General features: G+C 42.0%; 6 protein-coding genes, 1 tRNA gene and 3 rRNA genes. 2 read left to right on the forward strand and 8 right to left on the reverse strand.

Annotated elements, in window-relative coordinates; translation table 11 throughout:
- Nucleotides 1-4: 4 nt before the first annotated feature.
- Genes WCY03_RS08325 through pyrH form a run of 3 tightly spaced genes read right to left on the reverse strand, consistent with a single transcriptional unit; the run spans nt 5 to nt 3,131 of the window.
- Entirely contained in the window at nt 5-2,158 is a 2,154-nt protein-coding gene (locus tag WCY03_RS08325; protein WP_345991976.1) for a RelA/SpoT family protein, read from the reverse strand.
- 14 nt (nt 2,159-2,172) lie between these two features.
- Entirely contained in the window at nt 2,173-2,385 is a 213-nt protein-coding gene (locus tag WCY03_RS08330) for a DNA-directed RNA polymerase subunit omega (protein ID WP_345991978.1), read from the reverse strand.
- A 35-nt stretch (nt 2,386-2,420) separates the two neighbouring features.
- A complete protein-coding gene (pyrH, locus tag WCY03_RS08335) occupies nt 2,421-3,131 on the reverse strand; it encodes a UMP kinase (RefSeq protein ID WP_345991980.1) in 711 nt (236 codons plus the stop codon).
- Between the two features lie 147 nt (nt 3,132-3,278).
- Between pyrH and WCY03_RS08340 the strand changes: the two genes are divergently transcribed.
- Entirely contained in the window at nt 3,279-5,228 is a 1,950-nt protein-coding gene (locus WCY03_RS08340; protein WP_345991982.1) for a M3 family metallopeptidase, read from the forward strand.
- Between the two features lie 54 nt (nt 5,229-5,282).
- On the forward strand, nt 5,283-6,227 hold the full coding sequence (locus WCY03_RS08345) for an endonuclease/exonuclease/phosphatase family protein (protein ID WP_345991984.1): 945 nt from the start codon (nt 5,283-5,285) through the stop codon (nt 6,225-6,227).
- A gap of 436 nt (nt 6,228-6,663) precedes the next feature.
- On the opposite strand, the gene rrf is transcribed toward WCY03_RS08345, so the two are convergent.
- The 5 genes from rrf to dbpA all read right to left on the reverse strand — a co-directional run bounded on the left by rrf (nt 6,664) and on the right by dbpA (nt 13,621).
- A 5S ribosomal RNA gene (gene rrf, locus WCY03_RS08350) occupies nt 6,664-6,779 on the reverse strand.
- Between the two features lie 124 nt (nt 6,780-6,903).
- Nucleotides 6,904-9,820, reverse strand: a 23S ribosomal RNA gene (locus tag WCY03_RS08355).
- A gap of 348 nt (nt 9,821-10,168) precedes the next feature.
- Nucleotides 10,169-10,244, reverse strand: a tRNA-Ala gene (locus WCY03_RS08360).
- A 131-nt stretch (nt 10,245-10,375) separates the two neighbouring features.
- A 16S ribosomal RNA gene (locus WCY03_RS08365) occupies nt 10,376-11,890 on the reverse strand.
- Together the 16S, 23S and 5S rRNA genes with 1 tRNA gene alongside form the textbook arrangement of a ribosomal RNA operon.
- A 354-nt stretch (nt 11,891-12,244) precedes the next feature.
- Entirely contained in the window at nt 12,245-13,621 is a 1,377-nt protein-coding gene (gene dbpA, locus WCY03_RS08370; protein ID WP_345991986.1) for an ATP-dependent RNA helicase DbpA, read from the reverse strand.
- Nucleotides 13,622-13,645: the final 24 nt, after the last annotated feature.

Here is a 13,645-nt window from a genome sequence, read left to right on the forward strand (position 1 = left end):
CTATTTAATCTTTTTTATACACATCATCTGTTCTGACCAGATTTATTACTTTAACTTTTTTTTCTATTTTACCTTGTAGTTGATAAATGTTTGCTTCCGTTGAATGAAAATCGATCTCGCAGTAATGTACATGATCCACTTTTTCCTTGCCCAAAACGATGCTCATGATATCTATATCGATCTTTGCAAGATATGTCAAAAAGTTTGCAAGCGCTCCTTTTCCGTTTTGCAGACTGACAATGATATGGTAATGGTAGACTTTCTTGTCTTCCCACTTTACAAAGACCATAGCATTAAACTCTTTGATCTGGTTCAGTGCGTTTTGACACATCTTATGATGGATATGAACTTTGGATCCATGAAGTATCCCGACTATCGGATCACTCATCTTCGGATGACAGCAGTAGTCGAATATCAGTCCGTTTATCGATTTGTTGCTTATGACTTTTACGCCTTGGTATACATGCTCTTTAAACTTAAATCTTCTTCTTGTTAAAAAGTTTGAAAATCTCTTATTTTTACTCAGTTCTTCCACATATTTTGCGATGGTCTCTTTTAACTGATTGAGATCGTTTGGTATTTTAAGTCTTGCTTCACCGCAGTTGTGGGCACTAAACCACTCTTCGACACGGGAGTTGTTCAGCCCCATGATCGTAGCGACTATGCTCACGCTTGCCAGAGAATCTATATGTTTGAACTTTGAGTTGCACAATGCCTTCATATAGGTTTTTGCTCTGGAAGTCTTTACGGCATCAAGCCAGCTGCATCTGCTCACCGGTTCTTTTTCCGTAATGATATTGACGATATCTCCGTTTTGCAGCTCCGAAAGAAGAGAAACTCTCTCTTTGTTTACAAGACATGAAGCGGCACAGTCGCCTACTTTAGAGTGTACTGCATATGCGAAATCCAAAGCAACGGCACCTCTTGGAAGAGTGTACGCATCGCCTTTGGGCGAAAAGACACTTATATCTTCACTGTAGAGATCGTTTTTTATCATCTCGTAAAAATCTTCGACCGATTCGTTTTGATATTGAAGGTTTTTCAACCAGTCGAGATTTATCTCGTTACCGCCGTTTTTGTATTTCCAATGAGCGGCAACTCCGTATTCTGCTGTCTTATGCATAGCAAAGGTGCGGATCTGGACTTCAAAAATGACATAATTAAAAAATACCGACGTATGGATAGTTTGGTATCCGTTCTCTTTTGCAATAGCGATGTAATCCTTGAACCTTGACGCCAAAGGCCTGAAATGCAAATGAATGATACCCAGTATCTTGTAGCAGTCGATTTCATTTTTCACCAAGACCCTGATAGCCAAGAGATCTAGGACTTCATCTATAGTTATCCCTTTTCTCTGCATCTTCAGATAAATGGAATATTTATGTTTTACGCGGCTGAGTATCTCGAAATCATCTTCGCAGTAACCGTTTTGCACCAAGAGTTTTGAAACGGACTGCTTGAATTCGTCGAGCTTTGTTTCCAGCTCTCTGTAATTGGTATCGAGATAGTTGTCGATATAGTGTTTTTCCTCTTTGAACAGATACGCAAAGCTCAAGTCTTCAAGCATGTTCTTTAAAAAAGAGATACCGAGCCTGTGAGCTATCGGTCCGTAAACGACCAATGTCTCTTCAGCTATTCTGTGCTGTTTATAGGGTGCGAGCGCATCTAATGTAAGCATATTATGCAGCCTGTCGCAGAGTTTGACGACAAGAACTCTTACGTCGTGGATACTTGCGACAAGCATCTTTCTAAACGAAAGTGCCGAAACTATCAGTTTTTCATCGGAAGACGAGGGGATAAGCTCGGCGTCGCGGATGATATCTATCTTTGTCAATCCTTCGACAAGATGGGCGACATCATAACCGAAACGCTCCGTTATCTCTTCTACCGCTACATCCGTGTCTTCGACGATATCATGCAAAAGCGCGGCGATCGTCATAGATTCGTCATTAGTGATTGAAGCGACGATGGAAGCAACTAAGATGGGATGGATTATATAAGGCTCACCGCTTTTTCTAAACTGTTCATGATGAGCTTTAGAGGCAAAGTCAAGAGCTTCTCTTAACTTTTCGGAATGTTCGATATGTTTGAAAAGATAATCTTTCGCCGAGTCGACACTATGAAGATGTTTTATCTTTTCTAAATTAAATCGACTCAAGATTCTACTTTATATTATTTTTTCTCAAAGCCTTTTACAACGACAAGGCCCTCAGCTATTTCCATTAAAGCCAGATCGGATGCCTTCATCGATTTAGGGTCGATGTTCAGCTTGCTCGGGCTTCCGTTTAAAAGTTCATCAGCGCGTTTTGAAACTGCTATTGCCAATGTATATCTATCTATATTTGCTACTTCCAATGCTTTTGCCGTTAATTCTTCTACTCTCATTTTAAAACCTTTTATTTGATTTATTTAGTAATAGTTTATCTAACTATAGAACAGTTTTTCATGTTTCCGTTTATGATATCCAGCAGATTACCCGCTTTGAACATATCGCAAACGACTATAGGAAGTCTGTTATCTTTTGCCAGCGCGATCGACGTATCGTCCATAACGTTTATATGATCGCTCAATGCTTGATCGTAAGTCAATGTGTCAAGCTTAACGGCATCATCATATTTTTTCGGGTCCTTATCGTAAACACCGTCGACTTTTGTCGCTTTTATGATCATATCCGCTCCTATCTCCACGGCGCGCAGCGTCGCTGCCGTATCCGTCGTGAAAAACGGATTTCCCGTTCCTGCAGCAAAAATAACGACCCTGCCCTTTTCCAGATGACGTACGGCCCGGCGGTTGATATAAGGCTCGGCGATCTGTTCCATCTTGATTGCCGTCTGCATACGAACTTGAAGACCGGTATATTCACACGCTTCTTGCATAGCGACACCGTTGATGACGGTTGCAAGCATACCCATATAATCACCCGACGTACGCTTGATAATACCGTCTTGCGCAGCGGTGACACCGCGGATTATATTGCCTCCGCCGATAACTATTCCGACCTCTATGTCTGCATCGACCAAAGATTTGATCTCGCCTGCAATATACTTCAAAATCTTGGTATCGATACCATGACCGGTTTCACCAGCCAATGCTTCACCAGAGAACTTAACTAATACGCGTTTATTGGCCATAGAATACCCTTATATTAAATCACGCAATTATATATGAAAGTCGCTTTAAAAAGGCTTTTAGAAAATCTCTTTTATATAATTTAATAGGAGTTTATCCTAACTAAGATACAATGTCTGCTAAAAATTATAATGGATCGGGATATCTCTATGCAAAAAGAACTTTTTTTAGATTTTGATATAAATTTAAGCACTTTTATTGATGATTTGACATCGATTATTGAACAAAATAATAAAAAAACAGATGAACTGCTCTGTATTAAAGAAAAAACATTCGCAAACTTCATAAAACCGTTTGAGATGATGGACGAAAAACTGGATCAGTTTTTTACTCTTTTATCGCATATAAACTCGGTAAAAAACTCTAAAGAAACACAAGAAGTGTACTCCAGGTCACTGCCTATTATCACGGAATACTCGACAAAACTCAGTCAAAATCTCAATATCTACAAGGCGATGAAAGAGATATCAAAAAATGAAGCGGGCCTTAACGACGAACAAAAAAGGGTATTGGAACTAAACATCCAAAACTTCGAGCTAAACGGTGCACATCTGGATGAGAAAATAAAAGAAAAACTGCAAAAAATACATCTGGAGATAAACGATCTTTCAAACAAGTTTTCTCAAAATCTTCTGGATGCAACAAACGAATTTGAGCACATCGTCGATGAAAAAGATGTGCAAGGTGTTCCCGCCAGCGACATAGAAGAGCTGAAATTTGACGATAACGGTGTGACAAGATACAGACTGAATCTTCAGATGCCGACATATATCGCTTATATGACCTACGGAAAAAATCAAGCACTTAGAGAGATACTGTATAAAGCCTATACGACAAGAGCTCCTCAAAATGCTCAGATAATTGATAAACTGCTGGAACTAAAACAGAAGATGGCAAAACTCTTGGGCTTTGACAATTACAGTCAATACTCCATAGCTTCGAAAATGGCACCCTCTACCGACAAAGTAATAGAGTTTATAGAAAAACTGATAGATTCATCCATAGAACAGGCGAAAAATGAGCTTCTTGAACTTAAAGAGATAACATATGAAGAGATCAAAAGCTACGATACAGCTTATTACAGCGAGATCTTAAAACACAAAAAATATGATATCGACGAGGAGCTGTACAGACCCTATTTTGAACAGAATTCTGTAGTAAAAGGGCTTTTTGAGTTTTTACAAAGACTTTTCGGTCTCACCTGCGAACAAGTAGACCTTAAGCTCTGGGATGAAAAAGCAAAAGCATACGATATTTATCTCGATGATAAGATCACAGCAAGAATATATATGGATCTGGAGGCAAGAAAAAATAAAAAAGGCGGTGCATGGATGCACAACTGGCAGACCCATTGCATGGATGAAAATAACGTTGAACAGCCGGCTTCCGCTTTTGTTGTATGCAACTTTCCGCCATCAGGCAAGGAAACACCTTCCCTGCTCCGTCATGACGACGTAGTAACGCTTTTTCATGAGATGGGGCATACAATCCACCATATATTATCAAAAGTAAACGAAAACGAAGTGAGCGGTGTCAACGGCGTCGAATGGGATGCCGTTGAATTTCCGTCGCAGATGCTTGAAAACTTTGCATACGAACCGCAGATATTGAAACTTTTTGCAAAACATTACAAAACTGGCGAGGTATTGTCCGATGAGATGATCGAAAAACTCATCCTCTCTAAAAATTTTCAGTCAGGCTTGTCGATGTTAAGACAACTTGAATTTTCATTATTTGACTTTAAACTGCATATGAAAACATATAAAGGCGATGAAGTTCAAACTCTGCTTGATAACATAAGAGAAAAAACGGCTCTTATAAAACCGCCTTCTTACAACAAGTTCCAAAACGGTTTTTCTCATATCTTCGCAGGAGGATATGCAGCAGGATATTACAGCTACAAATGGGCGGAAGTACTTAGTGCCGATGCGTTCTTTCAGATAGTCGATGAAGGGATATTCGATTCAAAAACAGCCAGATCATATCTGGATATCATACTAAAAAAAGGCGGCAGTTACAGTATGCAAAAGCTTTTCTTTGATCTTATGCAAAGAGAACCGGATGTCAATAATCTTTTAAGATTAAACGGCATAAAATAGATGCGATTATTAGTATTATTTATACTTCTCGTATCGATTTCATATGGAGAAAAAGTGATAAAAATTGCAACATATAACGTGGAGAATCTCTTTGATCTCAAAAAATCCGGATACGAATACAAAGAATATATTCCAAATACCGTTTCACAGTGGAACCAAAAAAATTATACTGCAAAAATAAAAAATACGGCAAAAGTTATAAAAGATATAGATGCAGATATCATTGCTCTACAGGAAATCGAATCTTATGAAGCGTTTATCGACCTTAAAAATCAAATTAAAAGAGATGGGCTGTATTATCGATACTATGCACTTGCAGATGCTAAAAACACAACTGTAAAAGTCGGGATTTTGAGCAAATATAAGATTCTTTATAAAAAAGAGATTCCCATTAACGCTACATTTCGATATAGAAACATTTTAGAAGTCAAGCTCGATGTTGAAGACGAGCCTCTTTACGTCTTTGTAAACCATTGGAAGTCCAAGTCGGGTAAAGAAAGAGAAAGAGTTCTGTGTGCAAAAAAACTCTATGAAAGAATCAAAGAGATCGGTTTTGACAAAAACATCATTGCACTGGGAGATTTTAATTCCGATTATGCTGAAAAATACAAACTTTCCAGATATCATAACAATACAAACGGAAGGACAGGAATAAACGATATTTTACACACCGATGAATTAAAAAATAAAGCCGATAAAACCTCTACTTGTAAAAACTGCCTTTACAATCTTTGGTACGATACAGATGAAGCAAAACGATATACCTACATCTACGGTAAAAGAAAAGAAGCACTTGATAACATTATAATAACTCCCAAACTGCTTCACAATAAAAAGCTTCATTATATTGAGGGAAGCATTCAAACTTTTACAACTGATTACTTGGTAGTAAAAAACAAAATAAACAGATGGCAGATGAGTAGAAGAAAACCTCATAAACACTTGGGAAAAGGATACTCCGACCATCTACCTCTAACTGCTGAGTTTCTTGTAAAATAATTCTTTTACATGTAAGCTTTTTCTTTCATACTTTTTGTCCGCAAAAAGTAAGCAAAAACTCTGCAACGGCTTCGAGCCTAACTTCGTTAGGTTCCTAAAAAATAGTAACTCCATTCCTAAAAATGCAAAACTCACTTCGTTCAAACAGTTGCATTTTCTTTACGTTATTCCGTTTCGATTTCTTAGCTCTGTAGATGTTGCACAGTCGAATAAACTATTATGACTTTTATTGCAAAACGCTTGACATTAACCGAATCGTTTCGCTTAGCTTTTTATCCCCGAAAAAGGTTGTAGCCGTCTCTAATCGAAAAAAAAGATTTTTGGTTACTTTTATAAAAAAGTGACAAGTATAAATTAAAATATAAAGTCATTGTATTAAGTAAAAGCTTGGATTGATTAGTAAATGATTTAAGTGATTGGAGTAGTAAATCCGATAACTAGGCGGCGACCTACGTTTCCACACCTGAAAGGTGCAGTATTATCAGCGATGGGAGGCTTAGCTTCTGGGTTCGGAATGGGGCCAGGCGTTTCCCTCTCTCTGTAGCCACCTAGACAATCGGATATAAAAGCACCGGGATGCGCTTATATCCAACTGCTTGGACTTGAGGAGTTTATTATCAAAGTCAACATTTACAACAACAGACCACTTTGCTTATACTAAGTAAGGCAGTGAGCTAAAAAAAAGACGAACGTACTATTAGTACTGGTCAGCTAAACAGATTACTCTGCGTACACATCCAGCCTATCAAGCTTGTAGTCTTCAAGCGTACTTCAGGGAAAGTTCATCTTGGAGTTGGCTTCCCGCTTAGATGCTTTCAGCGGTTATCACATCCGTGCGTAGCTACCCAGCGATGCTCTTGGCAGAACAACTGGTGCACCAGTGGCACGTCCAACCCGGTCCTCTCGTACTAGGGTCAGCTCTCCTCAACTTTCCTACGCCCACGGAAGATAGGGACCGAACTGTCTCACGACGTTCTGAACCCAGCTCGCGTACCGCTTTAAATGGCGAACAGCCATACCCTTGGGACCTGCTCCAGCCCCAGGATGCGATGAGCCGACATCGAGGTGCCAAACCTCCCCGTCGATGTGAGCTCTTGGGGGAGATCAGCCTGTTATCCCCGGCGTACCTTTTATCCTTTGAGCGATGGCCCTTCCACTCAGAACCACCGGATCACTATGACCGTCTTTCGACTCTGCTCGACGTGTTTGTCTCACAGTCAGTCCGGCTTATGCCATTATACTCTACGAAGGATTTCCAACCCTTCTGAGCCGAACTTTGTAAGCCTCCGTTACTTTTTAGGAGGCGACCGCCCCAGTCAAACTACCCACCAGACATTGTCCTCGCACGAGATAATCGTACCAAGTTAGCTATCAGAATATCCAAGGGTGGTATCTCAAGGATGCCTCCGTAAAAACTGGCGTTTCTACATCAACGGCTCCCACCTATCCTGCACATGGATATCCCAATAGCAATGTCAAGCTATAGTAAAGGTGCACGGGGTCTTTCCGTCTTTCCGCGGGTAGGAGGAATTTTCACCTCCACTACAATTTCACTGGATCCCTGGTTGAGACAGCTCCCATCTCGTTACGCCATTCATGCAGGTCGGTATTTAACCGACAAGGAATTTCGCTACCTTAGGACCGTTATAGTTACGGCCGCCGTTTACTTGTGCTTCAATTCAATGCTTCGCAGAGCTAACAAATCCTTTTAACATTCAAGCACCGGGCAGGCGTCACACCCTATACATCCTCTTACGAGTTAGCAGAGTGCTGTGTTTTTGGTAAACAGTCGGGAGGGACACTTTGCTGCGGCCTTTGATCGCTTTGGAGAGTAAATCTCCTAACGATTAAGGCACACCTTATACCGAAGATACGGTGCTAGTTTGCAGAGTTCCTTAACCAGGGTTCTTCCACGCGCCTTAGAATACTCATCTCACCCACCTGTGTCGGTTTACGGTACGGGCAACGGCTGTTCTCGCTTAGAGGCTTTTCTCGGCACGACAGTATCAACGATTCAACCCGCTCTCCGAAGAGATTGGATTGCCTGTCAGGTCTCGGATTCGCGATAAGCGGATTTGCCTGCTTATCATCCTACACCCTTCGAGCCACTATTCCATCAGTGACCTCGTTTAACTCTATGCGTCCCCCCATCACTCAAATGAACAACCGTCGGTATCGGAATATTAACCGATTTGCCATCGTCTACCCCTTTCGGACTCGACTTAGGTCCCGACTAACCCTACGATGACGAGCATCGCGTAGGAAACCTTGGGTTTACGGCGAAGGGAATTCTCATCCCTTTTATCGCTACTCATGCCTGCATGCTCACTTCCAAACGCTCCACCACTCCTTGCCGGTATGGCTTCTACGCTGTTTGGAACGCTCTCCTACCACTCATAGTAAACTATGAATCTAGAGCTTCGGTGTACATCTTAGCCCCGTTATATTTTCGGCGCAGAATCGCTAGACCAGTGAGCTGTTACGCTTTCTTTAAAGGATGGCTGCTTCTAAGCCAACCTCCTGGTTGTCACAGCAACTCCACATCCTTTTCCACTCAGATGTAACTTTGGGACCTTAGCTGCTAGTCTGGGTTGTTCCCCTCTTGACGATTGATTTTATCACCCACCGCCTGACTCCCGAGGTTGCACATACAGTATTCGGAGTTTGATAGGGTTTGGTACCGCGGTAGGCAGCCCTAGCCCTGTCAGTGCTCTACCCCTGTATGCTAATGCTCGAGGCTATACCTAAATATATTTCGGAGAGAACCAGCTATCACTGAGTTTGATTGGCCTTTCACCCCTATCCACAAGTCATCCCGAGACTTTTCAACGTCAATGGGTTCGGTCCTCCACTGGCTCTTACACCAGCTTCAACCTGCTCATGGATAGATCACTCAGTTTCGGGTCTGCAGCATCTGACTATGTCGCCCTATTAAGACTCGCTTTCGCTACGGCTTCGCGTTCGCTTAACCTCGCCAGATACCACAACTCGCAGGCTCATTATGCAAAAGGCAGTCCGTCACACTTATATATAATAGTGCTCCGAATGATTGTAAGCCATAGGTTTCAGGTTCTATTTCACTCTGCTCACCGCAGTTCTTTTCACCTTTCCCTCACGGTACTGGTTCACTATCGGTCTGGTAGTAGTATTTAGGATTGGAGGGTGGTCCCCCCGGCTTCAGTCAAGATAACACGTGTCCCGACCTACTCTGGATCCTGCTGGCTTATCGTCGATTTCGATTATGGGGCTATCACCCTCTATGGCCCATCTTTCCAAATGGCTCATCTATCGACTCAAATACCGTATGCAGTCCGCAACCCCTAGTGCAAGCACCAGGTTTGTCCTAATCCCATTTCGCTCGCCGCTACTTTGGGAATCTCGTTTGATTTCTCTTCCTGAAGGTACTGAGATGTTTCACTTCCCTTCGTTCGCCCCCCGTAGGGTGACATGACTCGCGCCATGCCGGGTTGCCCCATTCAGAAATCCCCGGATCAAAGCTTCTTGGCAGCTCCCCGAGGCTTTTCGCAGCCTAGTACGTCTTTCATCGCCTCTACCAGCCAAGGCATCCACCTATGGCCCTTAATATCTTTTTTTTATATGATACGTTATCCGAACAAAGTCCGAATACCTACGTTAACACTGGGTTTACTTCAGCAGTAAGCTCATCGCACTAGTGCGATTGGACTCTCTGTCGAAGAGAACTTAGCGTTAGCGCAGCCTAAGGAATTACTTCCTTTGGCGTACTATTCTAATTTGCGCTCACTGCCTTACTTAACATAAGACAGCGATCTGTTGTAGTTGTTATTTCAAAAATAAACCTTGTTTATTCTTTACTTTAGTTGACTTTGACAATATTAATTTAATGAACTCTTCTTAGACTTTTAAAGTCTAACACTAAACCTACCTCTGTAGGTCTGGTGTTAAACTTTATAATGAAAAGATGGTGGAGAATAGCGGGATCGAACCGCTGACCTACTGCGTGCAAGGCAGTCGCTCTCCCAGCTGAGCTAATTCCCCATCAAGTAATCATAATACAGCCTGATCACTCAGGACTAAGCAAGCAGACAACTGAACAACTAACATTTTTTTCTCGTGTGAGATTTTCTTTATATTGAGCATATCAAACGAATGATATCTCTTTACTCTAGAAAGGAGGTGATCCAACCGCAGGTTCTCCTACGGTTACCTTGTTACGACTTCACCCCAGTCGCTAATTCCACCGTAAGCGGTAGCCCCCCGAAGGTTAGCTTCCCGATTTCGGGTGAAATCAACTCCCATGGTGTGACGGGCGGTGAGTACAAGACCCGGGAACGTATTCACCGTAGCAATGCTGATCTACGATTACTAGTGATTCCAGCTTCATGCTCTCGAGTTGCAGAGAACAATCCGAACTGAGAGACGCTTTAAGAGATTGGCTCCACCTCGCGGTATCGCAACTCTCTGTACGCCCCATTGTAGCACGTGTGTAGCCCTGGCCGTAAGGGCCATGATGACTTGACGTCGTCCTCACCTTCCTCCTCCTTACGAAGGCAGTCTCGTTAGAGTGCTCAGCCAAACTGTTAGCAACTAACGACGAGGGTTGCGCTCGTTGCGGGACTTAACCCAACATCTCACGACACGAGCTGACGACAGCCGTGCAGCACCTGTTTTCAAGTTCCCCGAAAGGCACTACCGTATCTCTACAGTATTCTATCAATGTCAAGGCCAGGTAAGGTTCTTCGCGTATCTTCGAATTAAACCACATGCTCCACCACTTGTGCGGGTCCCCGTCTATTCCTTTGAGTTTTAATCTTGCGACCGTACTCCCCAGGCGGTTCACTTAATCCGTTTGGTGCATCACCGAGATGACAAGCATCCCGACGACTAGTGAACATCGTTTAGGGCGTGGACTACCAGGGTATCTAATCCTGTTTGCTCCCCACGCTTTCACGCCTTAGCGTCAGTTATGTTCCAGGAGATCGCCTTCGCTTTCGGTATTCCTAGTGATATCTACGGATTTTACCCCTACACCACTAATTCCATCTCCCCCTCCCATACTCTAGGCTCCCAGTTTCAAGTGCAGTTCTACAGTTAAGCTGTAGGATTTCACACCTGACTTGACAACCCGCCTACGCGTCCTTTACGCCCAGTGATTCCGAGTAACGCTTGCACCCTCCGTATTACCGCGGCTGCTGGCACGGAGTTAGCCGGTGCTTATTCATGAGCTACCGTCATTATCTTGACTCATAAAAGGAGTTTACACACCGAAATGCGTCATCCTCCACGCGGCGTTGCTGCATCAGGGTTCCCCCCATTGTGCAATATTCCTCACTGCTGCCTCCCGTAGGAGTCTGGTCCGTGTCTCAGTACCAGTGTGGCGGATCATCCTCTCAAACCCGCTACCCGTCATTGCCTTGGTGAGCCCTTACCTCACCAACTAGCTGATAGGATATAGTCTGATCCCAAAGCGAAAAAACATTTCCCGTTTAAGCTTCTGCTTAAAAGGTGTATCCAGTATTAATCACCGTTTCCAGTGGCTATCCCGGTCTTTGGGGCACATTAACTATATATTACTCACCCGTGCGCCACTAATCCTAAGAGCAAGCTCTTATTCATCGTTCGACTTGCATGTGTTAAGCACGCCGCCAGCGTTCACTCTGAGCCAGGATCAAACTCTCCATAATTGAATTATTTGAACCAAAGCCCAAGATAAAAATCATTGGCTTTATTTTTTAAAAAGTATCCATTTAATAAATAGTATTAAATAGACGGTTATGTTATAGTTATCTTTAAGTAAACTTCCGACAACCCTAACTCTCGTTAGCCGTCCCCGTCGTCTACTTGCTTAGTTTTCAATGATCTCAAACGTGAAATTCTTATCTCTCTTTAAATCCCTAAACTTTAGGTCTCTTCGTTTGTGGACGGGAATTATAGGGAAAAATCTATCCATTGTCAAGAGGTTTTTACCCCTTTTTCACCTTTTCTTCGCTTTTTTTCTCTCTGTGTAATCTTTTCGCACTTTTTTTGATTATTTTTTCTTATAAAACAAAGATCCTTACTCTTTTTCCCTTGATAATCATCTCTTTTATCTTAGGTATTTTTTTATCGAAACACTCTCTTTTTATTGCGACATATGAATCTTTTTGAAAAATATCTATATCTCCCAATGAATTTTTTTCCAAATCGAGTGTTTTTATGAAAGTCCCGACTATATCTCCTGCACGTATCTTGTCTCTTTTGCCCGCGAGCAGATGAAGCGTCACATATTTTGCACGGATAGACGATCTATCGTTATATGAAAGCTCTTTTACATCCAACTCTTCGATATCTGTTTTTATCAGCTCTTTTACTGCATTTAGATGTTTGATACCGTAATCATCATAGAGACTGATACTCACACCTTCATCACCTGCTCTTGCGGTTCTGCCTACTCTGTGAAGATAAACTTCCGGATCATGGGGGATATCGTAATTAATGACAAGCGAGATATCTTTTATATCGATGCCGCGTGCCGCGAGATTTGTAGTGACCAAGATTGGAATACTTTTATTTGCGAACATCAAGAGCATCTCGTTTCTGATATTTTGCTCCATTCCGCCATGGAAAAATTCCGAATCAAAACCGTCACTGTAAAGATTATGCGTCAACTCTTCCACTTCAAGTTTTGTGTTACAAAAGATTATTACAGAATCAGGTCTGTATGATAGAAGGATGATCTTTAATGTTTCATACTTACTGTTTTTATTCACTTTGCATATAAACTGTTTTAAAAACTTTTCATTATCTTCTTCTATTGTTACGATTTTTGGAGTGTTCATGATGCTTGAAACAAGTTTTTTGATATTTTCCGGATATGTCGCCGAAAAAAGAAGTATTTGAAGTTTTGAGGGAAGCTTGTTTTTTATATATGAGATATCGTCAAAAAAACCCATATCCAACATCCTGTCGGCTTCATCAAGTACCAATATCTTTATGCGGCTAAGGTCGATGCTCTCTTTTCCTATATGATCGATGATACGTCCCGGAGTCCCGACTACTATATGAGCACCTTTTTCCAGCGAGCGTTTTTGATTCGCGAAGGAGTCTCCGCCATAGATCGTCGCAATCTTCACATTATGCTGCGAACGTGCGAGTTTTCTCAGTTCCGATGCAACCTGCTCGCTCAGCTCTCTGGTCGGACAGATGACTAAGGACTGGATATGAAAATCTTTTACGTCCAGATTTTGAAGCAGACCTATTCCAAAAGCGATGGTCTTGCCGCTGCCCGTCTTGGATTTTGCAACAAGATCTTCACCCTGCAGTATTAACGGTATGGATTGTTCCTGAATGGGGGTCATCTGTGTAAAATCTAATAAACTCAGACTTTTTAGCAGCTTTTCTTGTATATTTAACGAAGTGAAACTTTTATGGGACATTTTAAATCTTTTTCGACAGTATAG

It is taken from the genome of Sulfurimonas sp. HSL-1716, from assembly GCF_039645975.1.
Lineage (GTDB): Bacteria > Campylobacterota > Campylobacteria > Campylobacterales > Sulfurimonadaceae > Hydrocurvibacter > Hydrocurvibacter sulfurireducens.

Coding starts and splice junctions, on each gene's coding strand:
- pyrH (WP_345991980.1), bottom strand. CDS start 3,131: ATGGCCAATAAACGCGTATTAGTTAAGTTCTCTGGTGAAGCATTGGCT.
- WCY03_RS08330 (WP_345991978.1), bottom strand. CDS start 2,385: ATGAGAGTAGAAGAATTAACGGCAAAAGCATTGGAAGTAGCAAATATA.
- WCY03_RS08340 (WP_345991982.1), top strand. CDS start 3,279: ATGCAAAAAGAACTTTTTTTAGATTTTGATATAAATTTAAGCACTTTT.
- dbpA (WP_345991986.1), bottom strand. CDS start 13,621: ATGTCCCATAAAAGTTTCACTTCGTTAAATATACAAGAAAAGCTGCTA.